Raw genomic sequence first — 26,559 nt, forward strand, 5'->3', positions numbered from 1 at the left:
ATCTCACTCGCCCTTGCCGCCGAATTTCTTGAGCGACGCCGCCAACTCGGGATGGTCCTCGGCATAGGTTTCGAGCGGGATGTCCGCAGCGGCTGCTTGCCAGGCCTGCTGCACGGCATGCACACCGGCGGCGGGGCCACCTGGATGACTGACGATGCCGCCACCGCACAGATAGAGAAGATCGGTCGTGCGGCCGGTGCGGCGGTAGGTTTCGGGCGCCTGACCGCCCCATTGACCGGAGCCTGCAATGGGGAGCGCGCAGTCGGACGCGTCGAACAGCGGCGTAGTGACAGCCTTGAAGGATTCGACGAAGCTCTCGTCCGGTTCCCAGTATTTGACGCCGATGCCATTGATCTGGAATTGGTCGACGCCGAGCAGACGCCAGAACTGCTGCCAGACCTTGAAATCGAAACCAATGCCGGGATGGCGCGTCAGCACGTCCCAGCCGTTGCGATGAGCGTGCAACACGAGGCCAGAGCGTTTGCGCAAAAATGCCATGGCGCCCATGCCGATGGAGTTGATGTTGACGACGGCGCAGTTGCCACCCGCCTTCAGAACGAGGTCGTGGTTTCGCATCATCTCATCCGGATCAGTGTGGGAGATGCCGAACGCATACATCACCTTCTTGCCGGTCTTCTGCTCATGGTCGAGGATCTTGGGCATGATGGCGGCAACGCGTTGCTCGAGCGGAGAATAGACCGGACTCATCAGTTTCTCGTCGTCCTTTACGAAATCGACTCCGGACTGGATGAGTTTCCCGACGAGTTCCGCGGTTTCCTGCGGGCGCAGGCCAAGCGCCGGTTTGACGATGGTACCGATGATCGGGCGGTCGTAGACGCCGGTGAGCCTCCGGCTCCCGGCAAGACCGAACTGTGGGCCGGGATAGACGCCGCGATATGCCTCCGGCAGCTTGAGATCCACAACCCTCAGGCCGGTCAGGCCGCGAATGGAAAAGATTCCGCCGACAGCAATGGTCATCAAGGCAGAGAGATCGGTGCCGATAACATCAAGCGGGAAGGCGATATCGGTGTCGGCGCGGTGGATGACGCCGTGCCCCGCCGGCGCTTCCGGCCAGCTTGGAGACGGCGCATCGGGAAGGGGGCGAATGGCGAGCACATGAGCGGCGACGCGCGCCTTTAGCTCCTGCGTCTCACCTGGAACCGGTACGAATGTGCCTGTCGATTGGTCGCTGGCGATTTTTTCCGCCATGGCCTCGACGCTGCCGGGCGTTTCAATGCGGTAGGTGAGGGTGATCATCATGAATTGCCCGTTGCTCCTTCTCGCCAACATGTTTATTGGTGACATCACCTCATGACCTGGTATAATGAGTATTCCAATTTGCGCAAGATGTTTAGGCTGGTCCTTGGAAAGTTTTCGGCTCAAAACGGCGACTTGATCTTTCCTTGCCAGTTCGCTCAGGTACATAAGGAGGGAGACCTTGATCCAGCGAGTGAGCATGAGCCAGCCAGTAGAGCAGATCGTGAGGCGCAAACTCTCCGATGAAGTGTTTGACCGTCTTGAGCGGATGATTACATCGGGCGAGTTAAAGCCGGGCGACGATATGCCGTCGGAACGTGTCCTCATGGAGCGCTTTGGCGTGGGGCGCCCGGCGATACGCGAAGCGATGCAGTCGCTGGCGAACATGGGCCTAGTGGCGATTTCGCACGGCGAGCGAGCGAAGGTCTTGGAGTTGACCGCGCAGTCCATCTTCCGGCAGGTCAATTCAACCGCAAAGATCATGTTGTCGCGATCATCTGACTCGCTGGAACACCTGAAAAACGCGCGTATTTTTTTCGAGCGGGGGATGGCGCGCGAAGCAGCGGCAAAAGCCACGGAACGGGATGTCGAAGAACTGCGGGAAATCCTCGAACGGCAGCGGCGATCGTTGGGAAAAGCCGAAGAATTCATTTCCGCCGATATGCAATTTCACACCCGCATCGCCCGGATCTCGGGCAATCCGATCTTCGTTGCAGTCAGCGAGGCGATGTTAGCCTGGCTCAAGGAATATCACACCGACATGCTCATTTGGACCGGCAAGGAAAAGTTCACGCTTGTTGAACACGAGAAGATAGTAGATCGACTGGCAGCAGCGGATGCCGATGGGGCCGAAGTCGCAATGTTGGTGCACCTTGAGAGATCAAGCGCGCTGTATATGAAGTAGCCGTGGAGGCTGTATTTGCCTCCAATGGCCGACGCTTTTTACACGATCTATCGCAACTCCATACTCCCCAGTCCGCCGCATCGGCTGGTCGTCACCGAACATGACGGGTGTTCCGGAGCTACGGTCGATGGGATGGGCTTCCCTTTAAGACTAAAGGGGAATGAAACCAGCCGGTCCCCGTGTACTACCGGTGTTCCCTGATCGATTAGGGTCATAGTACGGGGTATACACCGAAAAGCTCTCGCTCATTTCGGTATCAGCTCGAATATCTCGGTATCGAATCGATTCCGCTGCCGTCCCTGTATTCGACGAGTGCAACAACATGATCAGTTCTGTGAAGGGAGATTGGCGTGGTACCGGTGCTAGCGAGCGCGACCAATTCTTCGATTGGTCGAACAGGAATAGCACTTTGCCGGAAACGTTCGAGCAAATCCCCGCGTCTCGGGTTCACGGCGATCCCGACTTCTGTCACGACGACATCAACGTCTTGTCCGGGAGTGACGCAGCAGAGAACGCTATCCACCATCTTTGGGTGACCGCCGGCTCTCAGCCGCGAAGTGACGATCGTCAGTTTTGCTCCAGCATCTTCTCTGCCTTCGACATCTGACTGAAGCTTTTGGGCGCGAACAGCACGACACCCATTGAGTTTTCGGACGAGATGAAATCCGGGGCAGGCAGATGCTCCGCTTCAATCTCGATCAGCGTCTTGTCGAGCCCGCCACCGCGTTCCTCGCAGAGGCCGAATGAACGCATCGTCGCTGCCAGTTTTTCGTTTCGGGAGCGGCGTTCGTCGAGTATCCGGTCAGTACTGATCAGAGAGTTACCCGGATTGCTGACCTCGATCCGGTTATCATAGATCTCGACCACGGGACCGACGCCGGTCGCCATGAAATCCTGGTGGATGAGTGCGTTGGCAATCATTTCCCGGATGGCTGTTTCCGGGAAGTGCGGAACCATGCGTCGCACTCCGTCGATATAGCGTTCGTCCTTGGGCAGGCGTTCCATTAGGAATTTCATCATGCCGGTAAAGCCGACCGCGTAGCCCTTCTTACCTTCCTGTTCGAAGTCGGATCGAGATTTGTCGCGGCCGGCATATTTGACGATGCGAACGGCTTTCCCAGCGATGGACGGAAAAGCCGCGACATCGCGGGCCAGCATGATCGCACCAAGGTTGGTAATGTCGAACCGGCCTTCAAGATTATCCAGGACAAACCCTCGGTCCGCCATCTTGCGGATCACCTCTTCCTGGCTCTTGGGCCTTGGCTCGCCGGTCAAATCGAACATAGGATCCGGATCCAGCAGGGCGAAGATGTCTTCCGTGGTCACGTTGGATGTGGCAACAGCCGTTTCGAAGCGGCGTCTTCCGGTCGCTATCCAGAGGGCCCGCTCATGCTCGGGAAACTCGGCGAGCTTTTTCTTGTTTTCGCCGATCCGGACGAATTCGATACCGCTGAACTTTACGGGCCGCTCGTAAGACGGCTCGATGGCAATCAGGGAGTAGGCAAGGTCATCGCATACGAAATCCAGAACCTCGACGAGGACGCGCGGCTCGATCATCCGGCTCAGCCAATTCGTGAAATCCTCGTTTCCTTGCTTTAGATGTTGCAAGCGTTCGGTCCCCACGCGTTTTTTCGTGCGGTCCTCCACGCCAAATACCAGGAAAGCACGGTCTCTGCGAGCCAGCATGGCTGAATTCGCGAGGGCGGAAACATACTCACCAATCTCGCGCGCGTTCGGAACTCGACTATGAACAATCTGCCTGCCTAAGCGTTGCGAGCTCCATGGTGAAGGTCGGTTCGAGTGCTTGCTCGTAAGGTCAACGAGAGGCTCGAAGCCGCCTGGCCTGCCGGCGCCTCGCCCGATCGACCGCCGAGCACTGCTTGCGATCGATTGTGCAGCTCCGCAATCCTTCGCGCATCATCGCCGAGCCGGCGCTGCCGAAACAGCGGGCAATCGGTCCCGGTTTTTCCTTTCGGTTGCCTGTCCCTCGGTGAGGTTTCGCGGTCCTGCCAGACGGCGCCTTGCCGTCAAGGGACTGCCCGCACCACCCCCGCCGATGGCGGGGCCGTGTTGACCCATGACGGCGGCAGCCTTCGCCGTCCGGCCTTTCGTTCCGCGTCCTTCGGGACAGACAACATCGAACGAAAGGAAAGAAACATGGGACTCGATATGTACGCCTGCACACTTCGCAGCCAACCGGCATCACCGGTAGATTTCGACGGAAAGGATGCGACGGAACTCCACTACTGGCGCAAGCATCCGAACCTGCATGGCTGGATGGAGCGCCTCTACCGCGAGAAGGGCGGAGCCGATGATCGCTTCAACTGCGCCAACCTTCAGGTCACGCCCGAAGACATTGATCGCCTGGAGGCCGCAATCCGCGCCAACGCGCTTCCCGAAACGGAAGGCTTCTTCTTCGGCATCAGCGACGGTTCCGAGATCGAGGACGACCTGCAATTCGTCGTCAAGGCCCGCGAAGCCGTCGCCGCCGGATTGACGGTCTTCTACACATCGTGGTGGTGACGCCGCTCGCTCCAAACACAATCTGGGTCGCGGATCTCGCCGGCCCAGACCACACCCCTCCGCCGGAATTGGCCCGTCCACCTGAATTGTATTCTTCAGGCAAGAAAATTCTGGCGACCGTCAGGAGCTGGTGAATTTCCGCCTGCATGAACCAAGTTCCACTGTAGGCCGCCAACCGCCGGCGCGCGCTGCGCGACGTGAACGCCGTCCCGGCGCTGCTGATCGTGAGCGATCAATGCAAAGCGCAATTAAGTGCGGGCCCCACCGTTTTAATCCGTTCAAGGCGTTCACACAACGATTTCACCGACTATGATGACGGAGCCGCCCGCTCGCTCACGCCCCTCTTCAGTTTGTGTCCTACTTCGACAATCGCACTAAGTGCGGGCACCAGTTCCTGACCGAGATCAGTCAAAGCGTATTCAACAGACGGAGGGCTTGTCGGTTGGATGGCACGATTTATAACGCCGCGCGCCTCCAGTTCTTTCAAACGCTGTGAAAGCACCTTTGCGGATACCGGCGGAATATCAAGGCGAAGTTCGCTGAAGCGGCGCGGCCCGGCGCGGAGATGCCAAATCACATTTGGCGCCCAGGCGCCGGCGATAATCGACATGCACTCAGTGAGCATACAGGGCTCAGGTGGCGCCACGCTTCGGTTCTTTCGGATCTTCAGGCTCATCTGGACTTTCAGTTACCGCGGAGAAACTTGAATATGAAGTAACTGATAGAAACCAAGTTGGCAATGGTAACGCGTACCCATAGGCTGCAAGCGTCACCAACCAACCGAGGTTTATCAATGCTGCTTTATTTCAAGCCGGGTGCCTGTTCGCTGTCTGCCCGCATCATTCTCAATGAACTCGATCTATCCTTCGAGAGCGTGAAAGTTGATACGGAAGCAGGAACGACGAACGATGGCGCCGATTACCGCGCGATCAACCCGAAGGGCTATGTTCCGGCTCTGGAGATCGAACCTGGCATCGTGCTGACCGAAAACCCGGCGATCCTTCAGTACCTGGCCGATCTGCGACCGCACGCCGGACTTGCGCCAGCAGCCAGCACCCTTGACCGCATTCGGCTGCAGGAATGGCTCAACTTCACTTCGTCAGAGCTGCACAAGGCGTTCGGCCCCTGGTTCAGCGGACGCGCCCTGGAAAAGGATGAACAGTCGCGCGCCGAGATCAACCTTGTCCGCCGGATTAACGATGTCGAAAACGGATTGTCCGACGGACGGCGCTTCATTCTCGGTGAGACGCCATGGATGGCCTGTCGGAAGCCGCAATCGTCGAGACCTTGAGGTCGAGGGCCGGTCGCCGCACGACCATTGTGATCAGCCACCACCGCAGCACGATTTCGTTCTGCGACGACATCGTCATCCTAGGCCGTAAACCCATTAATTTACTTGGCGTTGCGCGCGCCGCGTGATTCAAGGCTTCCAAATGAGGAGCTTTGATGACACGCCGCCGCTACGAACTCACGGACCATGAATGGTCGATTATTTCGCCACTGCTTCCCAACAAGCCGCGCGGCGTTCCTCGTGTTGACGACCGGCGGGTCCTGAATGGCATCCTTTGGCGGTTCCGAACAGGCTCGCCGTGGGCGGAAGTCCCTGAACGTTACGGTCCACCAACCACCTGCTATAACCGCTTCGTCCGCTGGCGAAAGGCCGGTGTCTGGGATCGGCTTCTTGAAGCTGTTTCAGAAGCTTATGATGGCGACATCGTCATGATCGACTCGACCTGTGTCCGCGTTCACCAGCACGCGGCCACGGGAAAAAGGGGGATCGAGACGATGGTGGCATGGGACGTTCCCGCGGCGGGCTTACGAGTAAAATCCACGCGCTCGTCGATGCCGAAGGTCGGCCAGTAACGCTCCGCCTGACCGGCGGGCAAATTGCCGATTGCACTGAAGCCGATGCGCTGACGGAAGGCCTCCGCGAAGGTGACATCCTGCTTGCAGATAAGGGTTATGATAGTAACGCCATCAGAGCCAAAGCGGCTGCGCGCAAAGCCTGGGCCAACATCCCGCCGAAAGCAAACCGCAAGGGCTCCTTCTCATTCTCGCGCTGGGTTTACAGGCAACGGAATCTCGTGGAAAGATTCTTCAACAAGATCAAACAGTTTCGAGGCATCGCCACACGTTACGACAAGCGCCCAGAAAACTACCTTGCCGCCGTCAAAATCGTCGCGACAAGGATCTGGTGTCAGAGTTTATGAGTCGACGCCCTAGGCGACGGCCGAGTGAAGAACCAGGCTCCGTTTGCAGCAGTCGCCTCGTTGAGCATGGACCAGCTCTACGAGCACGAAATCGACGAAACACGCCTTTCTTCGCGCTAGCGGCAAACGCTCTTTCTCGGGAACTCACAGGTCGCGCGTGGCCGGGACAAAGGCGAAGCACTACAGGCGTCCTGGCGACGCCTCTAAGCTCCGGTAACGGACAGGACGATGATTTCCTCTTCGTGTCCCGCGGCCTGGAACTCGACGACGTCGCCGGGGCTTGCCCCCTCCAGCGCTCGCGCAATAGGCGATGTCCAGGCAATTGGACCGGCCGCCGGATCGGCCTCATCCTCGCCGACAATGTGAAGCTGCTTGGCCTTGCCGCCGCGCTTGATGGTGACGTGGGTTCCAAACGCGACTGTCGACGGCGTTGCGATGGGCTCGACAATCTCCATGGTGGCATGGCGTGCATGCCAGTATCGCAGACCGCGCTTGAGAGCGGCGAGCGCATCGCTATCTGCGCCTGCATCAACCTGTTGGCTCAGCATCGCGATCGCCTGTTCGATCTGACGCGCGCCATTCGGTGTTAGCATGGACGAGGGGATGCGCTGGCCCTCCCGTACAGCGGTGCCCCTTCGGCGTGCCTGCCAATCTGCACATCATAGGCATTATAAACACAGCGGACCGATCGATTGCGCTGCTTGATACCGCTCTTCGTCGCCGGTTTGAATTCCGCGAGCTGATGCCGGAGATTTTGTTGCTCGGCACGGTTGATAGCATCGACTTGGCCGCGATGCTGGCGACCGTCAACGAGCGAATCGAATACCTTTTCGACCGCGAGCATCAGATCGGCCACGCCTATTTCATACGCTGCCGAAAGCGCGCGGACATCGACGAGGTGATGCGCCACAAGGTGATCCCGCTGCTTGCGGAATATTTCTTCGAGGATTGGGCGAAGGTCGCAGCGGTGCTTGGGGACGGCGACGACAGCACGACATTCGGTTCGTGATCGAGCACGGTACGGAGGTGCCAGGCGGCTATCTTCTCCGCATGAAAGACATCGACTCGACGGTCAAAAACACCAAGCTGACGAGCAAGTTGGAGACCTCGAATTACCGCTGAATTGGTGATCGGCGGCACGGCCTGATGGCTGTTGGCGGCTTTTGCCTCCGATTTCAGGTTGGATTTCGTGGTGTCACTGCCCCTTTCGGGGCGGCGTGCATCATGCGGTGACGCGTCGTCCTTCGTGGAAGACATAGCGGAGCATGTTGTAGGCGATATTGGCCATGCCGATCTTTACCGTCGCCCTGCTGACACCAATGGTTCGAATGAAGAGCTTCATCTTGTCCTTTTGCCTTGCGAACACATGTTCGACGGCGGAGCGCACTTTCGAGCGGCGGCCATTGGCCCGCGACATCGCTTCCGGCATCGGTTTGCCCTTCGGCTTCCTTTGATGGATATCCGACTTCAGGCCATTGTCCTTCAGCCATTCCTCATTGGTCTTCGAACGATAGGCGCTGTCGGCCCAGACCGTCGATGCCGTGTTGTCCTTGGTCACAACGTTTCTGAGTTGAGCGCCGTCATGAGCAGACGCACTCGTCACCGTCCATCCGCGGATGAAGCCGTGCGCCCGGTCGATGCCCGCATGGTTCTTGTAGCCGAACATCGGAATGGCGATGTCGTGCTGCCGGGTCGCTGTTGATGTCGGCGTTTCTGTCGGTTGCTTCGCCTTGGAATACTTCATCGTCCAACGGGCGTCACGATCCTTCTGTGCGAGCTTGGCGGGCTTGTCCTTCCAGCCCTCGGGGATCTCGCCCGCCTTGATCGCCGCTTTCTCGTCCTGGCTATTGTGCTGCTTGGGAGCCTGAATGATCGTCGCGTCAACGATCTGACCGCCCTTGGCCAGATAGCCGGACCGCGACAGATGTTTGTCGAAACGGGCGAACAGATTATCGATGGCACCGGCCCGCACCAGGCTTTCCCGAAACAGCCAGATCGTCTTGGCGTCGGGCACCTTCTCGGACAAGGACAGGCCCAGGAACCGCATGAATGACAACCGGTCCTGGATGACGAACTCTGCCTGGTCGTCGGAGAGATTGTAGAGCGCCTGCAGCACCAGGATCTTGAACATCAAAACCGACGGGAAAGCAGGTCGACCGCCCTTCGATCCGTCGGATCGCTTCAGTGCCTTCGCCAAACGCTTCTCGAACACAGCCCAGGGGATAATCGCGTTGAGCTTCTCAAGCGGATCTCCTACCGCACTCAAGCGCTCGTAACGCTCGTCCAGATCCCAAAAGCCAGGCTGTCCCCGCATCATCCGCTCCCTGCAAATCACACTGCCGGAGTGAATCACGAATTCCGCAAAAAGGGGAGGTTTTAAGAGGTGTCCAGTTGCTTATGGAGCGGGCGATAAAGCTGGTAGGCACTTTCGTTCCCACCACTACAGACGGTCGCGCCGCCTCCATCTACCGACCTTGTCCGCGTAAGTGTATCCAGCTGCAGATCCAGAGCGGCTCGACCGGCGACATGATCCGCAATCTCGAAGCCGGCCAGATCAACCTCGGCTTCCTCCGGCCGGTCGAGAACATCGGTTCCCAGCGTTTCTTCTCGATGGCGAGTGACGAGTATCTGCTGGCAGTCGGCAAGGACAGCCGGCTGGCGGCTCTCGACGAGATCGGCATCGACGACCTGCGCGACCAGAAGATCATCTCGTTCTCGCGCCAGAACCTCTCTTACACCGAACGCTATTTTGCCGAGATGTTCGCCGAGCATGATCTGGTGCGCAACATCGCCTATAGCTGCGATGACACGTTTGCGCTGATCTCGCTCGTGTCGGCCGGCCTTGGCATTGGTTTATGGCTTCGATGCAGCCACCGCCGTCGCCTGCTGTGGGCTGGACGCCTGGTTCGAGGGTGAGGAGATCGAGTTTCGCCGGTTTGCGCGACTGTTTCGCAGGCTCCGGAACTAGGGCGGATTGGATGAGCCCTACACGGCAATCCCATGAGTGAGCCTTAGCAAAGTCCGTTCAGTTTGAGGATCTTATGCGCCTCGATCGATGCCCGAAGCTCGTCTTCGGAGGTACGGCTCCCTTGGTTGGCGTCGGGATGGTGCATTTTGAGCCGTTGCTTGTAGCGGCGCCTGATTTCCTCCGGTGTCGCCTCCGGCGAAAGACCGAGTGTCTCGAAAGCCTTGGCTTCGAGCACTTTGAGTTTTCGTCTTTGGGGGAGACTGGTCGTTTGTGCCGGGTTCTGTGCGGCGGCTCTGCGGGCTTTTAATGTCTTCGCAGAACCGGACCGGATAGTGGACGGGATCGGGATTTCGGTCGCCTGGTTGACACGGGTTCCAAAGGTCGCACGACTGCCGGTAGCCGCTTCCTTTTGGTAGCGGGCGATGTCCGCGTTCGAGGGAGCGGTCGTGAAGCTGTATCCCTTGTTGTAGTCTTTCACGTGCTCAAGACAGAACAACAGATACAGGCCTTCCGCACCCGGCCCAACAGGAGCGCGATGCGCGCCAATTTTTTCGCAACCGTCCCATTGGCATTTCGGACCTACGGGTTCGCTGGCGGGAGCTGAGTTTTTGCGGGCGGGCTCAAGCCCAACAAATATCTTCGAATCAAACGTCATGGCGCCTATATGGACGCAGCTAGTCATCACGGCAAGAATTTGCGGACGAGGCCGTAAGAGTTTCTGGATCGCGCACCAGCGATGCCGAAAAAAGCAACTGCCTAGATGTATTTTGAACGGTACCTTTCCTCAGGCGCCAGCCAGCTTTCTACGAAATCTAACGGATCCAAGCTTCCAATCAATCCAATACTTCGCCAAGCCGACTGGCTTGGCGAAAATCGATGGAAAGAGAAACGACGGGTATCGCGGTTCTCATCTCCCGATGGATTTTAGCAAAGCTCGTTCCGAGTACGTCGGCAAACCAGACTTCGACGGTGGCGCGCAGCATCTCTACATACCGAGGATAGAACACGATGCCAGCAGGATCGCAGTGCTGAAAACGTATCAATTCCTGGCGCCGAAACATCTCATTTTCCGTTTTGGTCAGAGGGTTCATAGAACTAGGCCGTAAACCCATTAATTTACTTGGCGTTGCGCGCGCCGCGTGATTCAAGGCTTCCAAATGAGGAGCTTTGATGACACGCCGCCGCTACGAACTCACGGACCATGAATGGTCGATTATTTCGCCACTGCTTCCCAACAAGCCGCGCGGCGTTCCTCGTGTTGACGACCGGCGGGTCCTGAATGGCATCCTTTGGCGGTTCCGAACAGGCTCGCCGTGGGCGGAAGTCCCTGAACGTTACGGTCCACCAACCACCTGCTATAACCGCTTCGTCCGCTGGCGAAAGGCCGGTGTCTGGGATCGGCTTCTTGAAGCTGTTTCAGAAGCTTATGATGGCGACATCGTCATGATCGACTCGACCTGTGTCCGCGTTCACCAGCACGCGGCCACGGGAAAAAGGGGGATCGAGACGATGGTGGCATGGGACGTTCCCGCGGCGGGCTTACGAGTAAAATCCACGCGCTCGTCGATGCCGAAGGTCGGCCAGTAACGCTCCGCCTGACCGGCGGGCAAATTGCCGATTGCACTGAAGCCGATGCGCTGACGGAAGGCCTCCGCGAAGGTGACATCCTGCTTGCAGATAAGGGTTATGATAGTAACGCCATCAGAGCCAAAGCGGCTGCGCGCAAAGCCTGGGCCAACATCCCGCCGAAAGCAAACCGCAAGGGCTCCTTCTCATTCTCGCGCTGGGTTTACAGGCAACGGAATCTCGTGGAAAGATTCTTCAACAAGATCAAACAGTTTCGAGGCATCGCCACACGTTACGACAAGCGCCCAGAAAACTACCTTGCCGCCGTCAAAATCGTCGCGACAAGGATCTGGTGTCAGAGTTTATGAGTCGACGCCCTAAAATTGCCCGGAAGTCGTTCATATTCGTGCCTGTCGGGCCGCACACGAACAGGTCGCCAATCCCACCCGGTCGTCCCAAAGCAATTGCAGTGTTGAAAACGGCGCCGCCGGCATGAGGAACGAAGGCACTGCCTCCGTCGATTGTTGACGCCGGAATCATGTCAATCATCGCTTCGCCGCAGCAGAGGATCATTTCGAATACCTTTCAAGCACCTGCGATGATGCAGTGGTTGAGATTTCCAGGCGATCGGGGTCGATATTCACGTAGCCGCGGCGCGTTCCACAAACCGCTCCGCCGTCGGCGAAGATCTCGACGATTCCGAAGTCATGAAACAGACGAAGGTCTTTCGCCTCGCCGAGCTCCGCCACATAGTGGATTGAGCCGTCGTCCTGGGCGAGGCGAATCGAAAGGATGCCGTCGGCGACGCTCACCTCGAAAGCAAGCTCGCCACCTTTCGTCGCGACAAGCTTGCTGCCTTCGAGCGGCCCGGCAAGCCGGATTTCAATGGGAGCTTTCGGCAGCGAGTATTGGCCACTTTGGTTCTCAATGACAGGGTCAGCGGCATAGCGCTCGTCGACTTCGATCACTGGCAGCATGAGCAGCTTCTTTTTGTCTTTGCTCAGGCTTAAAACGCGCGGCAGGGACATCTCGCCGGAATAGGATGAACCCTCGGGCTTGCGGTATTCCCAGTTGAAGAGCCAGGCAAACGCGATCTGACGTCCGTCTGCCTCGAAACTCTGCATCGCGTAGTAGTCGGTTCCAAAATCCAGCAGTTGCAGTTCCGGCATGTCGGGCACGAAGCAGTCCTCGATAAACTCACCGATCAGAGCGTAGAGGAGATTGTGCCGCCGTGTTCGTGGCTCGACATGACCCACAAATCCCATCACCAGAACCCACTTATCCCCTAGCCGGAAGAAATCCGGGCACTCGACCGCACGTGCGCCTTCCTCGCGGAAGTTAACCGGCGCGCGGTAGAGCGGCATGAGATATTGCCAATCGAGGCAATCGCCGGAGCCGAACAACAAGACCGCGGGATCGCCCTCGATCGATGCGCCGAGTATCATGCGATAGGCGTTGGCTGCGTCGTCCCACCAAACCTTTGGATCGCGGAAGTCGTGCTCGACCCCGTCGGGACGCTGCTCCAACACCGTCACAATGCCTTCCGCCTTGATCATCCGCCGATCTGGGCGCGCTATTTTCTGAATTTCCCGATAACCCTTGAAAAGGTCATAGGCGGGCAGGCGCTCGGTGTAAAAGAACATCAAGCTTCCATCTCGATCCCGAAAGGCGTTGCCGGAGAATGCGCCTCCTGTGGCGCCGAGACGCCACAGGTTCTGTTCTGGATGCAGAAATACCGGCATGTGAAGCCAATTGACCAGATCGCGGCTGGTCGCATGTCCCCAGTGCATCGGTCCCCAATCACTGCCGCTGGGATGGAATTGATAAAAAAGGTGCCATAGCTCGCCGATCTTGCAGAGACCTACGGGGTCGTTCATCCAATGCCGGATTGGCGAGAAATGAAGCGCAGGACGATCCGGATCGGACCGAAGCCAATCTTCAATTTCCGCACCGGTGCGTTGAAGGATCCCTTTTTCCGAAAATTCAAACACCGTTATACCGGTCTCGTTCACGGTTTGAGGCTGATACCCATAGGCCCAAAGAACAGCGTCCGGCGCATTGGTGACAATGGTGACCTCGCAAGCCTCCCTGTGGTGATACTTGAAAAACTCCGGATGGATGGCAAATGACCGAGCCTGCCAAACCGTTTTCCCATCAATGTTGAAACGAAAAAAGCCGTCGCCCGCGGCCCAAAATTCCAAGCAGTACCCCGAGGGTAGGAACAGATTTTGCTTCATCAACGGGCCATCTTCCCGTTCCATTTGGTTCGTCATGAACACAACTCCGAATAGTCACTGAATTTTCGACAGACGGTCGGTCTAGCTACGCTCGGTCTATATTGAAACTTTGCCGACTAATGCCCAGGAACTGGAGTGCCCCTAAATGCATTCATTGTTCTGTCCAACTCAACCTGTTCGTCATTGCCTGAATCTAGGACTGTATTCCGTATCGACCCCTTTTGCACCAATACTGCCGTTACTTCGAGCGCCTTCAAATTGTTAGTTGAAAGCAAGGCGCCCACTTGTGTTGAAAAACAGGCACTGTTTGGTGTATCAGTGATTTGAGATATTTCGGTTGTGGCCACAATGTGATTATTGGCTATGTAATTGCCGCTACCTGAAACCACATTAATTATCACAGGCTTTACGGCGAGAGGCTTGATATATTGAGTATCTATTGTTTCCGAAATGTGGTTCGCGATTACCGAATTATTGCTGCCGTCAATTTGCAAAAGTCCGAACAGATCATCCAAGCCGTTGTCGTGCTTCTGCATCGGCGCCCATGGCTCGCGATCTCGCAAAAAGTGATTTGAGGAAACCAAGTTCTCGCAACAGTTGGCAGCAAAAACCAACATTCCGGGATAAAAGGAATGGAATCTATTTCCTGTGATCGAGGAACGCACCACGCCGGAAAAATAGACACTGCTAGCTCCTCGAGGGAATACGTTGTTTGAGGATACTAGAATGCCCCCATAATTTTCAGCGTAAATGGAATGTCCCCTATATCCGGCTCCGACAAAATTATTTGCTATTCTTGAGGCCTGCCCCATACCTTTCAATTCGATACAGTTGCCGCACTCTGCAATGAAATTGTTATCTATCGCCAGCGCATCTGCATCATGAACAGTAACTCCATGCTCCAGATAGATTAGACCCATCCCCGTTATTCGGAATGAGTCATTGGCGCTGCCTACATAGATTCCCGTTTTGCCATTCTTGTATGTATTTTCTGCATCATTTTGCCCCGAACCATCGTCAATGAAGTGCAGGCCATCGATGCAAAAGTCAGCAAACTCCACAGAGCTTATACGAGGATTTCCGGTGCGCTTAACATAAAATGCGGCTCCAGCAGCCTCACCGTTGGCGCCCTCTGGAGAAATGTCCACAAGTATGCGACTTCCGCCCGGCCACACTTCGTGCCAGTGTGCCAGCTCGTTTGCGGGTGTGTTGAAACGGATGCTCGAAGACGTAAAACCATGTCCAGAGCCCACAATTTTCAGATAGCTCACGTCTATAACGACTTGAGTGACAAGACGATAATCGCCTGGCGGTATATAGATAACTGCTCCAGGTTTTCCGCCATCATTTAGATCGGAAACCGGTTGCCGGCTTTTAATATCCGCAATGATGCTATTGATGACCGCTCCAATATCCTCATAGGGGTTCCCTACGGGATACTTTGTTACGTCGTAATAGTTTTCGCTAACCATTGTTAATGTCTCCTCGGACATTTCTTACTCCACAGCGAGAGTGGACTGATGTTCTTGATTGGCTTGTTGCTCGCAAGCCTCGGGAAATGCGTTCAAGCAGCTCTCTGTTTGAGTTTGGAGCAAGATCCTAGCTGTAGATCCGAAAGAGTTGCAGGCGACTGGTGGCGATAGATGGGCTAGCCATTCTTGTTTTTCTCCTGGCTATACCATCACCAGATGCTGGTGCGGGTGTCCGGTTCAAAGAAGTGAAGTTCTTCGGCATCGACAGCGATGCGCGCGATGTCACCTGCGCGTACTGTGCTCTTCGGAGAAAAACGGGCTACAGCAGCTTTTTCGTCGCCGATGTCGGCGACGGCGTCCGGGTCGCCAGCAGCTACCCAGGGTGCGTCGATATTCAGATGCACCATGGATTCAGAACCTAGCGCCTCAACAAGAGTGACCGGGGCCGAGATCTCGGCCGAAGAAGACCGGATTGCCGCGTCGTTCATGTGCTCGGGCCGGATACCGACAATGACCTGACGGTTAGACGCACCGTTGAGCGAGGGGCGGTATTCGAAAACCCGGTCAGGGATTTCGAAACTGTTGCTGCCCAGGGTCAGCGTCCTTCCATTCAGAACGGCCTCGTACAAGTTCATCGAGGGCGATCCGATAAAGGCGGCGACAAAGACATTGTCAGGGCGATTGTACAGGTTTTGCGGTGTGTCGACTTGCTGCAGCACGCCGCCTTTCATGACAGCTACGCGGTCACCCATCGTCATCGCCTCGACCTGGTCGTGCGTCACGTAAATCGTAGTGACATTCAGTTTTCTTTGGAGGCTGGCGATCTCGGCGCGCATCTGCACGCGCAACTTGGCATCGAGGTTCGACAACGGTTCATCCATCAGGAAGGCCGCTGGTTTGCGGACGATCGCTCGTCCCATGGCGACACGCTGACGCTGGCCTCCTGAAAGGAGCGCCGGCCTGCGGTCGAGCAAAGTCGTCAGTTCGAGGATGCGTGCGGCTTCGTCTACCCGGCTGGCAATCTCGGTCTTCGGCAATCCGGCCATCAGCAAGGGAAAGGCAATGTTCTCCCGCACTGTCTTGTGCGGGTAGAGCGCATAGGACTGGAAGACCATGGCGATGTCGCGATCCTTGGGATCGACATCGTTGAGTAACCTGTCACCGATCCTGAGTTCACCGCTAGTAATGCTCTCCAGGCCAGCGATCATCCTGAGCGCCGTCGACTTTCCACATCCTGACGGACCGACGAAAACCATGAACTCGCCATCCCTGATGTCGAAGCTCAGATCGTGCAGAGCGTGAAAGCTGTTTCCGTAGATCTTGTTGATATTGCGCAGTTCTATGCCGGCCATGCCTTTGCCTCCCTCATCCCTTTACAGCGCCGAAAGTCAGGCCGCCGACGATTTGTTTTTGAAGTGCGAGCGTTACGATGATGACCGGCAGCGAGTAGAGTACGGCCGCAGCTGTCATCGCCCCCCAGGCAAGCCCATAGACCGAATTGTATTCGGCGATGACGATCGGCGCCGTTTTGGTCGCCTCCGACGTCAGTAGCAGCGCGTAGAGGAACTCGTTCCAGCTTGTGATGAAGGTAAAGAGCGCGGTGACCGCTATCCCCCCTGTCAGGACCGGAAGGACAATCTTTCGAAACGCCTGGAATCGTGTGCAGCCATCCATGCGCGCCGCTTCTTCGAGCTCCTTCGGTACCCCCTCGAAGAAGGCCGACATGAGGAGCAGTGCCAGTGGTACCGCGGCCGACGTGTGAGCGAGAACCAAGCCTGGAATTGTATCGAGCAAACCTAGCGACTTCAAAAGCTGGAACAGCGGCACTCCGAGCGCCACCGACGGCACCATGCGCGTCACCAGTGCGAAGAGTAGGAAAATGGTGGTGATCCGGCGCCGGTACTGCGTGGCAACGTAAGCAGCAGGCACGGCCACCGACAGCGAAAGAGCAGTCGTCAGCACCGCGACGGTGAGGGAATTGACGAAGGCTCTCGGCAAGGTGGAGGATCGCAGCACTTCGCGAAAGTTCTCGAAGGATGCGACAGAGGGAAAGAAGCTTGGCGGGATCTGCTGGACGTCAGCCGCCGGCTTTATGGAGGTCATCAGGAGATAAATGTAAGGCAGCGCATAGGACAGCACGAGCACGAGGGCTGCCGCGTTGATCAGGACTCCGCTGACATTGAGGCGGGGAGCTCTATGCATGTGCTGGCCTCCATATCTTCCAATAGGCGACTGCCGCCAAAAGCATCATGACTATGAGAAACAACGTTCCAGACGCGGAAGCCTCGCCCAGATCGCCGAACCGAACCATGCGCTGGTAGATGTTCATCGAGAACACCTCAGAAGCATGACGGGGACCACCCTGTGTCTGTATCCAGATCAAGTCGAATGTCTTTGCAGCATCTACGCCCCGCACGATCACCACGACGGCGATCACCGGCCGCATCAGAGGAAGGGTGACATGCCAGAAGCGCTTGAGCGCATTCGCCCCGTCGATCCGTGCTGCCTCCAGCAGATCCTTTGGGATGTTCGTCAGCCCGGCATAGGACACAAGGGCGACAAAGGAGGTCGTCAGCCAGATGTCGGCAAAGGAAACAGAATAGATGACGATATCTTCGCTGGACAACCATGCGATCGCTTCTGGAGCGCTTATGAGACCCAAACGGACGAGCCCGTAGTTCAGAATGCCGATATTGCCGACGAGAAGAAACCGCCACAGTAGACCCGCGACGATAGGCGGAACCATCAAGGGCAGAGCGAAGATCGTGCGATGCCACCGCGATTGACCAGCAAGCGCCGAAAAAAGCAGCGCCGCACAGAAGCCAAACGTAAACTCGAAGAACAGCGCGAAGACCGAATACTGAACGGTCCGCAGGGCGCTTTCCACGACACGTTTCGAAGTCAAGGCATCGAAATAGTTTTGCAGGCCGACCCATTCGCGTATATGGGGCGTGATCGTATCGACCTTGAAAAAGGAGTCGAATACCAGGAGCCCTACCGGATAAGCGACCAGCACGCCGAGGATGGCGACTGCAGGCGCGAGCATGCAAAGTACAAATCGGTCTTCATCCGACATGTCCGTCTCCGAAAGCTAAGGACGCGGGTGGCATATCCTCCCCTGCGATGCTGAGGAATGTCCGAGGTTAGTTGAGAATGTCCTCGATCGTTTCCTTGGCTTCCGTCAGGACTTCACCGACATCTGCCTTACAGGTAAGTGCCTGCTGGACGGCGGGCAGCACGGCTTCATCGACTATTTCCTGATATTTCTCATTTAACGGCCGGCCTTGCGTCGCGGGAGCACTCAGCGTTGTGAGTAGCGGGTTGAAATGCTCGTAACCAGGCTTGCCAGCATAGCTGCTATAAGCGGAATTCGTCGCGGCAAGGCCAAGCGGCGCTTCGATGCCCAACGCATTGTTGGCGATCGCAAACGTGATGAACTTTTTCGCCGCGTCCTTGTGCTGGGAGGTCGAGGGAACGACGTTGTACCAGGGACCGGGCACGGCTGCGATCCCCGCATCGCCAGCCAGCATCGGTGCGACTCCGACCTTGCCGCTGATCTTGGAATCTGACGGTGTCATCTTGTAGGCGTGCGCCCAGAATTTCATCATCGCGGTCTTGCCCTGATAGAACAGGTTCTGCGCTTCGCCCCAGCCGATTTCGTTGACGTTTTCCGGGACGGAATGATCGTTGCAGTGCGGCGCGATGTAGAACTCGAGCGCCTTCTTGTGCGCCTCATTGTCGATAATGACCTGTCCATCCTTGTCGAGAATCACGCCGGGCGAACCCGCCTGTAGCACATGCGCCATCCACTCCTCCGAAAAGGTGCCGATGGTGTCGGTGCCCCAGAAATCGGCCTTGCCATCACCGTCGGTGTCACGCGTAAAGAATTTTGCGATGTCGCGCCATTGCTGCCAGGTCGTCGGAGGAGCAAGGGGGTAGCCATACTTTGCCTGGAACACCTCCTTTTCCTCCGCTTGATCGAAGAGGTCCTTGCGATAAAAGACGATCTCGGCGTTTGCCCATCCGGGCATGCCGATCAATTTGTCACCCACCTTCGCGTCTGCAAGTAAAGCCGGCGGCAGGTCTGCTCGAACCGCATCGGTAAAAAGAGGTGAGAGGTCTTCGACATGGCTTGCAAACTTCGCATTCCACACGACATCAATTGTCACGACGTCGAAGGACGACGAACCCGAAGCGATCTCGGCTGAGAACTTGTCAAAGACACCTTGATAGGGGACGACGGTGAAGTTCACCTGGATGCCGGTCTCGGCGGTAAACTTCTCGGCGACGGCCTTCTGCAGCATTTCGCCGCCGCCTTCCACCAGGATGTTGATGGTTTCGGCCCTGGCGGAAGCCGCCATGAAAACAAGCGCGAGTGCGCTGGCGCTAAGCAATTTCTTCATCGATTCCTCCCATTTGGCTCGTTGCACTTGCGTGGAGCCCTCCTTCTTGCTGCGAAAGTAATCCTCGTATGACGACGTTGTCAATATCGAATGTCGACGTTGTCAGAAAAATATGTCGACGTTGTCATGCGTCTGGTTTAAAACGAATCTCGGCAAGGAGATTTGCGGACATGGTGAGCATAGTCAGCGTCGCGAAAGTGGCGGGGGTTTCGAACAAAACTGTCTCCAGGGTGATTAACGGCGAACCTTATGTGACCGAGGAGACAAGGGGGAGGGTAGAAAAGGCCATTCGAGACCTCGGATACGTGCCGAACATGGCCGCGCGCCTCATCCGCTCAAGTCGCTCCAACACATTTGGCATCATCACCGATTATGTGTCGACCACGCCCTACTCGGTGGATATCGTTCGCGGAGTCCAGGATTGGGCAAATGCGAACGGAAAGACCATCCTGATGGCAAACACCGGTGGCGCGTCCGAGAGGGAGGCGGAAATTTGGAAGATGTTCCAATCCCATCGCATCGACGGTGTTCTCTATGTAACGATGTTTCATCGCATCGTCGACCCCGAAACCGGCGATGTCAGCATCCCCACGGTGATGATCAACTGCAGGCCTCAGACGAACGAACTGTTGCCGTCGATTGAGCCTGATGACTACCAGGGCGCGCAAGATCTTACCCGCTATCTGCTTGACAGGGGTCATCGAAAGATCGGCTACATCCGGCTCAATCCCATCTTGTTGGGTGCGCAACTGCGCCTCGATGCCTTCCGTAAAACCGCTGGAGACTTTGGCCTTGCAGAGAGCGACCTGAGTATCCGTCTGGGCATGGAAGGACCGGTTGGAGCGGAGAAGAACTACGTTTTTGCCGTTGCGACAGAGATGCTACAACAAAAGGATCGACCGACTGCAATCATGAGCGGCAATGACGAAATGACGATCCAAATCTACATCGCGGCAATGGCATTGGGTCTCCGCATCCCCGAGGATGTCAGTATTGTCGGCTTTGACGATTTCCGGACGGTTTCCCTGGCGCTGAAGCCGGAACTGACCACTGCGGCCTTGCCTTATTACGATTTAGGTCTGAAAGGGGCGGAATTGTTGAATAGCGTGGTGGCGGGAAGCAAGGCTAGTCCGAGCAGTCGCGTTGTGCCCTGTAAACTGGTCGAGCGAACATCAGTGTGCTCCTTATAATCTGATTTCCAGAACCGAGAACGTCTGGTCGAGCGAGCAATTCGGCCTGATTTCTCAGCGCGTAAGCGGCAAGGGCAAAGCGGTGGTTATGGGGATTTGGTGGCACTTGATACGTCGGCGCTCCGATGACGAAATCCCGTTCTTCCGGCAGTTGCGTGGTGTTGCGGAGCAGCGCCTCGGAAACATCGCCGATCAGAGATATAGCTACGGAGATGCAGCTGCGCTCGAGGCGCTGCTGCGGGGTGCCGGATTCCTTGACGTCCAATGCAAGACCATATCGCGGTCCATAAGGTTCGATGCTGGCACACCATTCTTGAGGCTGAACAGCATGGCTCTCGTGGGGATGAGTGCTGCTGGCAAGCAAATGGGCGACGTGGAACGCAGGCGGCTGGTGGAGGAGATTGTCGCCGAGAGCGTGCCCGTGTTGCAGCAATTCGAAACCGGCTCCGTCTTCGCTTTCGAACTGAGCACCAATCTGGCAACGGCGAGGGGGTAGACGTCTTCGATTGGCCCGGTTGCTGGCATCGAGGTCCGAAACTTCGCTCTCGATGCCTTCAGCAAACAGCAGCGGCATTGGTTCGATTCCGTTCAGGCGAGGGAACTGGCGGTGCTTGCATGGAACTGCTCCATCTCACCTATTTCGTGGCCGTTGCCGAGAAGCTTCATTTCGGTCGGGCTGCGAGTGCCGGTGCATTTTGCTCAACCTGCCTTGTTCACCCAGATCCAGGGCGCTTGAGCGTCTCCTGGCGGACGGCTTTCATATGGCGACGCATGCTGGCGCCCTTGCCATCGCGGCTTGGGCCTGTGCCTTTGCCAAGCGACATGCGCGCGACCGCCGGTTCAGCTTTGGTACCGGCAAGGTGGGTGACCTTGCTGGCTTCGCCTCCGCGCTGATCCTGGCGGTCATAGCACTCGGTATCGCCGTCGAATCCGTCGGGCGGCTGCTGGATCCGCGTCCGGTTGACTTTTTTGAAGCGACAGTGGTGGCCGTTGTCGGATTGCTGGTCAACATTGTCAGCGCGCTGTTGCTGAAGCGGCGGACACACGTACGGCCATCAAAATGCCGGTCACGATCATCACCATGGCCACGATCACGATCACGCATGCCATACCATCATGACAACAATATGCGCGCGGCGTTCGTTCATGTGATTGCCGACGCCCTGACGTCGGTGCTGGCGATTGCGGCGCTGCTCAGCGGCCGCTATCTCGGTTGGGTCTGGCTGGATCCGGTGATCGGCATCGCCGGTGTGGTCGTCATCGCTACCTGGTCATGGTCGCTGATCCGGCAAACGGCGGTGGTTCTGCTCGATGCGACCGACGTGCATCTTGAAGCCGAGGTGCGCGGGCATGTCGAGGGCAAGGGCGATGCCCATATCACGGACCTGCACATCTGGCGAGTGAGCCCCGGGGCGCATGCCGCCATTGTCAGCTTTACGGATCCGGCTGACGGCGAGACCGTGCGGTCGCGCCTCGCATCGCTGCATCAAACTGGCCCACCTGACGGTCGAAACGCGGTAGTGCGCGGGACCGGATGCCAGACGACGATCGGCAATCGGCCACGTGCCCGATTGAACGTGCTGTTCGTCTCCTTTAGTCATGATGACGACGAAACGACGGTCTTTATGAGGGGGCGCGCGTGAAGCTGGATGTCCGAGTTTACTTGCTGGCGAGTTGTCTCGCGTTCCTGCCGATGGACACGCATGCGGAATGGCAGGCCGTCGAAAAGGTGGAGCCCTACGCTATTGCCGGGAAAACCGGCGCTGAGCTCTATGCCTCGATCGGAGAGCGGGGACCGAAGGTTGGCGGCTTGGCACGCGCCATCGCGCACACCAATTTCAAGCTGACCTGGACCAGGAAATACGAACCGCAAGGTGATGTTTGCGTACTCGTTTCGGCACGGCCGAAGCTCATCATCACCTACACCTTGCCCAAACCGGCTGATCAGTTGCCAGCCTCCACGAAGCGGGGCTGGGAGACCTTCATCACCGGGGTGCACAAGCACGAACTGGTACACGGCGATCATATCAAGGACATGGTGAGAAAGATCGAGACTGCCACAGTCGGTCTAACAGCTCCCGGCGACCCCAACTGCCGCAAGATCAAGACCGAAATGACCAAGCGCCTTGGCGCGCTCTCACAGGCCCAAAGGCAGCAAAGTCGGGACTTCGACCGCATCGAACTCAGCAATGGCGGCAATATCCACCAGCTTATTCTGACATTGGTGAACGGACATTAGACGACGTCGTCGCACAAAGCAGACGTGTCAGAACGTTGGCGGCGTGCAGGCACTGATCACCTCGCATGCGACCGGTCCCACGCAGCGGAACCGGTGCGGACGGCGGCTTTCGAAATAATAGGCGTCTCCCGGTCCGAGGATGCGCCGCTCATCATCCACGGTCACCTCCAGGCGCCCCGACAGAACGATCCCGCCTTCCTCGCCCTCATGGACGAGCGGAACCTTGCCGGTGTCGGATCCCGGCTGATAACACTCCTTGAGAATCTGCAGACTGCGTCCGAAGAGATTGTCGCCGATCTGCCGGTAGGAGATCGGCCCCTTGCCGATCTCGGTGAGTTCATCGGAGCGGTAGAAGGCCTTGCGAGGCCGCTCCGGTTCGAAAGCGAAGAACTCGGCCAGGCCGATCGGAATGCCGTCGAGAATGCGCTTCAGCGCGCCCACGGATGGATTGGCGGAATTGGATTCGATCAGCGAGATCGTCGAGTTGGTCACGCCAGCCCGTTTTGCAAGCTCGCGCTGGGAGAGATTGCGCATCATCCGCAGGTGCCTGAGGCGGCTGCCGATATCGACTGACATGGAGGTCCGTTTCTGTTGTTCGAAATACCGCAAATATAGATATATCGAACAAATAAATTCAATGGCTTGAACGAATACAGAAAAGGACTTGTTCGATCGAATAAATCATGGCGGCAATAGCCCATCGCAAGGGAGATTTTCGATGGACGCACACACCAAACCAAACGCCCCGGTTCTTGACAGCTACTGGATGCCATTCACAGCCAACCGCCAATTCAAGGCGGCGCCGCGCCTTCTCGAATCGGCAGAAGGCATGCACTACACGTCGGCCGACGGCCGCAAGATCCTCGATGGCACTGCCGGACTATGGTGCGTCAACGCCGGCCACGGGCGACGCCAGATCGCGGCGGCAGTCGAGCGTCAGTTGACGACGCTCGACTATGCGCCGTCCTTTCAGATGGGCCATCCAATCGCTTTCGATTTTGCCGAGCGGCTGGCGGAAATCGCGCCTGGCGGACCGGACAACCGGCTCGACCGGGTATTCTTCACCGGCTCCGGCTCGGAATCGGTCGATACGGCGCTGAAGATCGCCGTCGCCTACCAGCGCGCCATTGGTCAGGGCACGCGTACCCGCTTGATCGGGCGCGAGCGCGGTTATCACGGCGTCGGCTTCGGCGGGATTTCGGTCGGTGGTCTGGTCAACAACCGCCGCGTCTTCCCGCAGCTCGCCGGTTCCGACCATCTGCGCCACACGCATGATCTTTCTCGCAATGCCTACGTGAAGGGCCAGCCGGAGCACGGAGCGGAGCTTGCCGATGATCTCGAGCGCCTGGTTGCGCTTCACGGCGCAGAGACGATCGCGGCCTGCATCGTCGAGCCCGTGGCTGGTTCGACCGGCGTGCTCGTGCCGCCGAAGGGCTATCTCGACCGGCTGCGGGCGATCTGCGACCGCCACGGCATCCTCCTGATCTTCGACGAGGTCATCACCGGCTTCGGCCGTCTCGGTGCCCCCTTCGCCGCGGACTTTTTCGGTGTCCGGCCAGATATCGTGACGGCCGCGAAGGGGCTGACCAACGGCGCCATTCCGATGGGCGCGGTCTTCACCAGCCGTGCCGTGCATGATGCGCTGATGCATGGGCCCGAAGGCCAGATCGAGCTTTTCCATGGCTATACCTATTCCGGTCACCCGGCAGCCTGCGCCGCGGGCCTTGCCACCCTGGACATCTACCGCGACGAGGGGCTTCTCACGCGGGCGGCCGAACTCGAAACCGCATGGCACGACGCCATGCACGCGTTGAAGGGCTTGCCGCATATCGTCGACATCCGCACGATCGGCCTGATTGCCGGCATCGAGCTTGCCTCCCGCGACGAGGCGGTCGGCGCGCGCGCCTACGATGTCTTCGTCGATTGCTTCCAGAAAGGCCTGCTGATCCGGGTTACGGGCGACATCATCGCCTTCTCGCCGCCCCTGATCATCAGGAAGGAACAGATCGGCGAAATCGTCTCCGTGCTTGGCGACGCTCTGAAACGGGCCGCCTGATTGATGCGCGCGCAGAGCGGCCGGCCTTCGGTCGCCCTGCGGTATCGTGCCTTCGAAATGCCCTATTGGCGGTTGAAATGTGAATGGTCTGTTAACGTGTAGCCCATCCACGCTTCGACGCTGGCTGCGTCAAAAGCGCGTATGGGAACACTCTCCCGACACGATGCGTTATGCCAATGGACCGAGTGCTGCTCGGCTTTCGCATTGGGTGGGGTTTAGAAGGAAAAAACGATGAAAAAATCTGTCGCGATGATGCTTTTCGCCGTGTCAATGGGCGTAACCGGCGGAACTGCCGCCGGAGCGGCCGATCTGCGGGCAAACGATCCGATCCCGACCTATCAGGAATCGGACGTCCGTGGTGGCGTCAAGATCGGCTATCTCCAGTGCGATGTCGGCGGTGGCGCCGGTTACGTTCTGGGGTCGGCCAAGGACATCGACTGCGTTTTCCACTCGGCCATTGGCGAGGAGCGCACTGACCACTACACCGGTGCGGTCAGGAAAATGGGCGTCGATCTCGGCTTCACAACCCGCAGCAAGCTGGTCTGGGCCGTCTTTGCGCCGACAGCAGGGTATCATCAGGGCTCGCTGAGCGGTCTCTACCAGGGTGCAAGCGCGGAGGCGACGGTCGGTGCCGGCGTCGGCGCCAACATTCTGGTCGGCGGCACGTCGGGCTCAATTCACCTCCAGACGGTCAGTGTCACGGGACAGATTGGCCTTAACCTCGCAGCGGGCGGCACGTCTGTAACCCTCGCTGCCGTGAACTGAGCGCTCGCCGACATACGGCACTATCTGATCACCGCACGGTTGCTCGGAGGCAGCCATGCGGTTTTCTTTTCCCGATATATGACACCGCCTACTCGTCATGGGTCGAGCCGGCAGCGCGAAAACGTTCCTCGAATTCGCGCCGCAGGCTGCGCCGTGTCTCTGCCGCACGCAGGCGGCGTTCCCGGATTTCATCGGCCGGCGTATAGGGCGGCACATTGGTTGGACGCCCCTCCGCATCGACGGCAACCATCGTGAAGTAGCAGGAATTGGTGTGCCGTCGCTCGCCGGTCCGGATATTCTCCGCCTCGACCCTTATGCCGACTTCCATCGAAGTCCGCCCGGCATAGTTGATCGAAGCGCGAAAGGTCACGAGTTCGCCGACGTGGATCGGCTGGCGAAAGACGACCTGATCGACCGACAAGGTCACTGCATATTCCTGCGAATATCGTGAGGCGCAGGAGTAAGCGACCCGGTCGAGGAGATTAAGGAGCGCCCCGCCATGGACCTTGCCGCTGAAATTCGCCATGTCGGGCGTCATCAGCACGACCATCTCGAGTTGGCTCGTGTCGTGACCGTCTTGCATGCTCAACCTCCAACTCCTTTTTGCCACAGCGCAGATCTCGGAGGCAGGCAGTGCCCGCAACCCGGCGGCTCGCAATGTAGGCGAGATTGATAAGACGGGATAGGTCGTCAACGCTGAAGATCGGCAACAATATTCGGCAACGACATCCAACATTTCCCTGAAAATAATTGTATTTAAAGCAAGAAA

At 57.6% G+C, this 26,559-nt stretch carries 26 protein-coding genes and 4 pseudogenes; 12 read left to right on the top strand and 18 right to left on the bottom strand.

The features are described 5' to 3' along the window. Positions 1–3: 3 nt before the first annotated feature. On the bottom strand, positions 4–1,260 hold the full coding sequence (gene oiaX / locus ACSQ2Z_RS21430) for a 3-oxo-isoapionate-4-phosphate decarboxylase OiaX (RefSeq protein ID WP_436083286.1): 1,257 nt from the start codon (positions 1,258–1,260) through the stop codon (positions 4–6). Positions 1,261–1,456: 196 nt separating this feature from the next. Between oiaX and ACSQ2Z_RS21435 the strand changes: the two genes are divergently transcribed. After that, on the top strand, positions 1,457–2,161 hold the full coding sequence (locus ACSQ2Z_RS21435; protein WP_436084113.1) for a transcriptional regulator NanR: 705 nt from the start codon (positions 1,457–1,459) through the stop codon (positions 2,159–2,161). Between the two features lie 256 nt (positions 2,162–2,417). On the opposite strand, the gene ACSQ2Z_RS21440 is transcribed toward ACSQ2Z_RS21435, so the two are convergent. Together ACSQ2Z_RS21440 and ACSQ2Z_RS21445 are read right to left on the bottom strand one after the other, a co-directional pair. Continuing rightward, entirely contained in the window at positions 2,418–2,732 is a 315-nt protein-coding gene (locus ACSQ2Z_RS21440; protein ID WP_436084114.1) for a citrate lyase subunit alpha, read from the bottom strand. After that, a complete protein-coding gene (locus ACSQ2Z_RS21445) occupies positions 2,729–4,048 on the bottom strand; it encodes an ATP-binding protein (RefSeq protein WP_436084115.1) in 1,320 nt (439 codons plus the stop codon). Before ACSQ2Z_RS21445 ends, ACSQ2Z_RS21440 begins: the two co-directional genes overlap by 4 nt. A 270-nt stretch (positions 4,049–4,318) precedes the next feature. Here ACSQ2Z_RS21445 and ACSQ2Z_RS21450 point away from each other — a divergent pair, with 270 nt between their 5' ends. Beyond that, positions 4,319–4,684: a phosphoglycerate kinase gene (locus ACSQ2Z_RS21450; RefSeq protein WP_436083287.1), complete on the top strand. Its 366-nt coding sequence runs from the start codon at positions 4,319–4,321 to the stop codon at positions 4,682–4,684. A gap of 307 nt (positions 4,685–4,991) precedes the next feature. Here the strand turns inward: ACSQ2Z_RS21450 and ACSQ2Z_RS21455 are convergent, their stop codons facing one another. Next, positions 4,992–5,360, bottom strand: coding sequence for a winged helix-turn-helix transcriptional regulator (locus ACSQ2Z_RS21455; protein ID WP_436083288.1), 369 nt, complete (start codon positions 5,358–5,360; stop codon positions 4,992–4,994). Positions 5,361–5,477: 117 nt separating this feature from the next. Here ACSQ2Z_RS21455 and ACSQ2Z_RS21460 point away from each other — a divergent pair, with 117 nt between their 5' ends. Then, entirely contained in the window at positions 5,478–5,975 is a 498-nt protein-coding gene (locus ACSQ2Z_RS21460) for a glutathione S-transferase N-terminal domain-containing protein (RefSeq protein WP_436083289.1), read from the top strand. A gap of 155 nt (positions 5,976–6,130) precedes the next feature. Further along, positions 6,131–6,894 (top strand): annotated as a pseudogene (locus ACSQ2Z_RS21465) (IS5 family transposase). 203 nt (positions 6,895–7,097) lie between these two features. Here ACSQ2Z_RS21465 and ACSQ2Z_RS21470 read toward each other — a convergent pair. Continuing rightward, positions 7,098–7,487: a GreA/GreB family elongation factor gene (locus ACSQ2Z_RS21470; RefSeq protein WP_436083290.1), complete on the bottom strand. Its 390-nt coding sequence runs from the start codon at positions 7,485–7,487 to the stop codon at positions 7,098–7,100. A gap of 164 nt (positions 7,488–7,651) precedes the next feature. Here ACSQ2Z_RS21470 and ACSQ2Z_RS21475 point away from each other — a divergent pair, with 164 nt between their 5' ends. Then, positions 7,652–7,903: a hypothetical protein gene (locus ACSQ2Z_RS21475; protein ID WP_436083291.1), complete on the top strand. Its 252-nt coding sequence runs from the start codon at positions 7,652–7,654 to the stop codon at positions 7,901–7,903. A gap of 213 nt (positions 7,904–8,116) precedes the next feature. On the opposite strand, the gene ACSQ2Z_RS21480 is transcribed toward ACSQ2Z_RS21475, so the two are convergent. Beyond that, complete coding sequence (locus ACSQ2Z_RS21480; protein WP_436080166.1) at positions 8,117–9,208, bottom strand: IS5 family transposase; 1,092 nt, start codon at positions 9,206–9,208, stop codon at positions 8,117–8,119. A gap of 35 nt (positions 9,209–9,243) precedes the next feature. Here ACSQ2Z_RS21480 and ACSQ2Z_RS21485 point away from each other — a divergent pair. After that, positions 9,244–9,747 (top strand): annotated as a pseudogene (locus ACSQ2Z_RS21485) (LysR substrate-binding domain-containing protein); the annotation flags it as partial. Between the two features lie 158 nt (positions 9,748–9,905). On the opposite strand, the gene ACSQ2Z_RS21490 reads toward ACSQ2Z_RS21485, so the two are convergent. Next, positions 9,906–10,517, bottom strand: coding sequence for a J domain-containing protein (locus ACSQ2Z_RS21490; protein WP_436083292.1), 612 nt, complete (start codon positions 10,515–10,517; stop codon positions 9,906–9,908). 178 nt (positions 10,518–10,695) lie between these two features. After that, positions 10,696–10,953 carry an acyl-CoA thioesterase gene (locus ACSQ2Z_RS21495; protein ID WP_436083293.1) on the bottom strand — a complete coding sequence of 86 codons (258 nt, stop codon included), beginning with the start codon at positions 10,951–10,953 and terminating at the stop codon, positions 10,696–10,698. Between the two features lie 79 nt (positions 10,954–11,032). Between ACSQ2Z_RS21495 and ACSQ2Z_RS21500 the strand changes: the two are divergent. After that, a pseudogene (locus ACSQ2Z_RS21500) lies at positions 11,033–11,796 on the top strand (IS5 family transposase). 76 nt (positions 11,797–11,872) lie between these two features. Here the strand turns inward: ACSQ2Z_RS21500 and ACSQ2Z_RS21505 are convergent. The 7 genes and pseudogenes from ACSQ2Z_RS21505 to ACSQ2Z_RS21535 all read right to left on the bottom strand — a co-directional run. Beyond that, positions 11,873–12,001 (bottom strand): annotated as a pseudogene (locus ACSQ2Z_RS21505) (carbohydrate kinase); the annotation flags it as partial. Then, positions 11,998–13,665: a glycoside hydrolase family 32 protein gene (locus tag ACSQ2Z_RS21510; protein ID WP_436084116.1), complete on the bottom strand. Its 1,668-nt coding sequence runs from the start codon at positions 13,663–13,665 to the stop codon at positions 11,998–12,000. The gene ACSQ2Z_RS21510 and the pseudogene ACSQ2Z_RS21505, both read right to left, overlap by 4 nt. Positions 13,666–13,781: 116 nt before the next feature. Then, positions 13,782–15,137: a NosD domain-containing protein gene (locus ACSQ2Z_RS21515; protein WP_436084117.1), complete on the bottom strand. Its 1,356-nt coding sequence runs from the start codon at positions 15,135–15,137 to the stop codon at positions 13,782–13,784. 209 nt (positions 15,138–15,346) lie between these two features. Then, positions 15,347–16,489, bottom strand: coding sequence for an ABC transporter ATP-binding protein (locus ACSQ2Z_RS21520; protein WP_436083294.1), 1,143 nt, complete (start codon positions 16,487–16,489; stop codon positions 15,347–15,349). Between the two features lie 13 nt (positions 16,490–16,502). Then, the gene (locus ACSQ2Z_RS21525) at positions 16,503–17,339 is read right to left on the bottom strand and encodes a carbohydrate ABC transporter permease (RefSeq protein ID WP_436083295.1); all 837 of its coding nucleotides are present in this window, start codon (positions 17,337–17,339) and stop codon (positions 16,503–16,505) included. After that, positions 17,332–18,213 carry a carbohydrate ABC transporter permease gene (locus ACSQ2Z_RS21530; RefSeq protein WP_436083296.1) on the bottom strand — a complete coding sequence of 294 codons (882 nt, stop codon included), beginning with the start codon at positions 18,211–18,213 and terminating at the stop codon, positions 17,332–17,334. Before ACSQ2Z_RS21530 ends, ACSQ2Z_RS21525 begins: the two co-directional genes overlap by 8 nt. A gap of 67 nt (positions 18,214–18,280) precedes the next feature. Beyond that, a complete protein-coding gene (locus ACSQ2Z_RS21535; RefSeq protein ID WP_436083297.1) occupies positions 18,281–19,540 on the bottom strand; it encodes an ABC transporter substrate-binding protein in 1,260 nt (419 codons plus the stop codon). A 170-nt stretch (positions 19,541–19,710) separates the two neighbouring features. Between ACSQ2Z_RS21535 and ACSQ2Z_RS21540 the strand changes: the two genes are divergently transcribed. Beyond that, complete coding sequence (locus ACSQ2Z_RS21540) at positions 19,711–20,730, top strand: LacI family DNA-binding transcriptional regulator (RefSeq protein ID WP_436083298.1); 1,020 nt, start codon at positions 19,711–19,713, stop codon at positions 20,728–20,730. On the opposite strand, the gene ACSQ2Z_RS21545 is transcribed toward ACSQ2Z_RS21540, so the two are convergent. Continuing rightward, entirely contained in the window at positions 20,666–21,304 is a 639-nt protein-coding gene (locus ACSQ2Z_RS21545; RefSeq protein WP_436083299.1) for a hypothetical protein, read from the bottom strand. The two genes, ACSQ2Z_RS21540 and ACSQ2Z_RS21545, sit on opposite strands and share 65 nt — an antisense overlap. Before the next feature lie 187 nt (positions 21,305–21,491). Between ACSQ2Z_RS21545 and dmeF the strand changes: the two genes are divergently transcribed. Beyond that, entirely contained in the window at positions 21,492–22,373 is an 882-nt protein-coding gene (gene dmeF / locus ACSQ2Z_RS21550) for a CDF family Co(II)/Ni(II) efflux transporter DmeF (protein WP_436083300.1), read from the top strand. A gap of 50 nt (positions 22,374–22,423) precedes the next feature. Next, positions 22,424–22,969: a DUF922 domain-containing Zn-dependent protease gene (locus ACSQ2Z_RS21555; protein WP_436084118.1), complete on the top strand. Its 546-nt coding sequence runs from the start codon at positions 22,424–22,426 to the stop codon at positions 22,967–22,969. A gap of 27 nt (positions 22,970–22,996) precedes the next feature. Here ACSQ2Z_RS21555 and ACSQ2Z_RS21560 read toward each other — a convergent pair whose 3' ends face one another. Beyond that, positions 22,997–23,545 (bottom strand): cupin domain-containing protein, encoded by a 549-nt coding sequence (locus ACSQ2Z_RS21560; protein ID WP_436083301.1) that lies wholly within the window; start codon positions 23,543–23,545, stop codon positions 22,997–22,999. A 142-nt stretch (positions 23,546–23,687) separates the two neighbouring features. On the opposite strand from ACSQ2Z_RS21560, the gene ACSQ2Z_RS21565 reads away from it, so the two are divergent. Both ACSQ2Z_RS21565 and ACSQ2Z_RS21570 read left to right on the top strand, forming a co-directional pair. Then, a complete protein-coding gene (locus ACSQ2Z_RS21565; RefSeq protein WP_436083302.1) occupies positions 23,688–25,025 on the top strand; it encodes an aspartate aminotransferase family protein in 1,338 nt (445 codons plus the stop codon). Positions 25,026–25,256: 231 nt separating this feature from the next. After that, entirely contained in the window at positions 25,257–25,790 is a 534-nt protein-coding gene (locus ACSQ2Z_RS21570) for a DUF992 domain-containing protein (protein ID WP_436083303.1), read from the top strand. Between the two features lie 88 nt (positions 25,791–25,878). Here the strand turns inward: ACSQ2Z_RS21570 and ACSQ2Z_RS21575 are convergent, their stop codons facing one another. After that, the gene (locus ACSQ2Z_RS21575; RefSeq protein ID WP_436083304.1) at positions 25,879–26,373 is read right to left on the bottom strand and encodes an acyl-CoA thioesterase; all 495 of its coding nucleotides are present in this window, start codon (positions 26,371–26,373) and stop codon (positions 25,879–25,881) included. Positions 26,374–26,559: the final 186 nt, after the last annotated feature.

Source organism: Pararhizobium sp. LjRoot235 (assembly GCF_964254145.1).
Classification (GTDB): domain Bacteria; phylum Pseudomonadota; class Alphaproteobacteria; order Rhizobiales; family Rhizobiaceae; genus Pararhizobium.

Coding starts and splice junctions, on each gene's coding strand:
- oiaX (WP_436083286.1), bottom strand. CDS start 1,260: ATGATGATCACCCTCACCTACCGCATTGAAACGCCCGGCAGCGTCGAG.
- ACSQ2Z_RS21435 (WP_436084113.1), top strand. CDS start 1,457: ATGAGCCAGCCAGTAGAGCAGATCGTGAGGCGCAAACTCTCCGATGAA.
- ACSQ2Z_RS21450 (WP_436083287.1), top strand. CDS start 4,319: ATGGGACTCGATATGTACGCCTGCACACTTCGCAGCCAACCGGCATCA.
- ACSQ2Z_RS21455 (WP_436083288.1), bottom strand. CDS start 5,360: ATGAGCCTGAAGATCCGAAAGAACCGAAGCGTGGCGCCACCTGAGCCC.
- ACSQ2Z_RS21460 (WP_436083289.1), top strand. CDS start 5,478: ATGCTGCTTTATTTCAAGCCGGGTGCCTGTTCGCTGTCTGCCCGCATC.
- ACSQ2Z_RS21470 (WP_436083290.1), bottom strand. CDS start 7,487: ATGCTAACACCGAATGGCGCGCGTCAGATCGAACAGGCGATCGCGATG.
- ACSQ2Z_RS21480 (WP_436080166.1), bottom strand. CDS start 9,208: ATGCGGGGACAGCCTGGCTTTTGGGATCTGGACGAGCGTTACGAGCGC.
- ACSQ2Z_RS21490 (WP_436083292.1), bottom strand. CDS start 10,517: ATGACGTTTGATTCGAAGATATTTGTTGGGCTTGAGCCCGCCCGCAAA.
- ACSQ2Z_RS21495 (WP_436083293.1), bottom strand. CDS start 10,953: ATGAACCCTCTGACCAAAACGGAAAATGAGATGTTTCGGCGCCAGGAA.
- ACSQ2Z_RS21510 (WP_436084116.1), bottom strand. CDS start 13,665: ATGAAGCAAAATCTGTTCCTACCCTCGGGGTACTGCTTGGAATTTTGG.
- ACSQ2Z_RS21515 (WP_436084117.1), bottom strand. CDS start 15,137: ATGGTTAGCGAAAACTATTACGACGTAACAAAGTATCCCGTAGGGAAC.
- ACSQ2Z_RS21520 (WP_436083294.1), bottom strand. CDS start 16,489: ATGGCCGGCATAGAACTGCGCAATATCAACAAGATCTACGGAAACAGC.
- ACSQ2Z_RS21525 (WP_436083295.1), bottom strand. CDS start 17,339: ATGCATAGAGCTCCCCGCCTCAATGTCAGCGGAGTCCTGATCAACGCG.
- ACSQ2Z_RS21530 (WP_436083296.1), bottom strand. CDS start 18,213: ATGTCGGATGAAGACCGATTTGTACTTTGCATGCTCGCGCCTGCAGTC.
- ACSQ2Z_RS21535 (WP_436083297.1), bottom strand. CDS start 19,540: ATGAAGAAATTGCTTAGCGCCAGCGCACTCGCGCTTGTTTTCATGGCG.
- ACSQ2Z_RS21540 (WP_436083298.1), top strand. CDS start 19,711: ATGGTGAGCATAGTCAGCGTCGCGAAAGTGGCGGGGGTTTCGAACAAA.
- ACSQ2Z_RS21545 (WP_436083299.1), bottom strand. CDS start 21,304: ATGCCGCTGCTGTTTGCTGAAGGCATCGAGAGCGAAGTTTCGGACCTC.
- dmeF (WP_436083300.1), top strand. CDS start 21,492: ATGGCGACGCATGCTGGCGCCCTTGCCATCGCGGCTTGGGCCTGTGCC.
- ACSQ2Z_RS21555 (WP_436084118.1), top strand. CDS start 22,424: ATGGACACGCATGCGGAATGGCAGGCCGTCGAAAAGGTGGAGCCCTAC.
- ACSQ2Z_RS21560 (WP_436083301.1), bottom strand. CDS start 23,545: ATGTCAGTCGATATCGGCAGCCGCCTCAGGCACCTGCGGATGATGCGC.
- ACSQ2Z_RS21565 (WP_436083302.1), top strand. CDS start 23,688: ATGGACGCACACACCAAACCAAACGCCCCGGTTCTTGACAGCTACTGG.
- ACSQ2Z_RS21570 (WP_436083303.1), top strand. CDS start 25,257: ATGAAAAAATCTGTCGCGATGATGCTTTTCGCCGTGTCAATGGGCGTA.
- ACSQ2Z_RS21575 (WP_436083304.1), bottom strand. CDS start 26,373: ATGCAAGACGGTCACGACACGAGCCAACTCGAGATGGTCGTGCTGATG.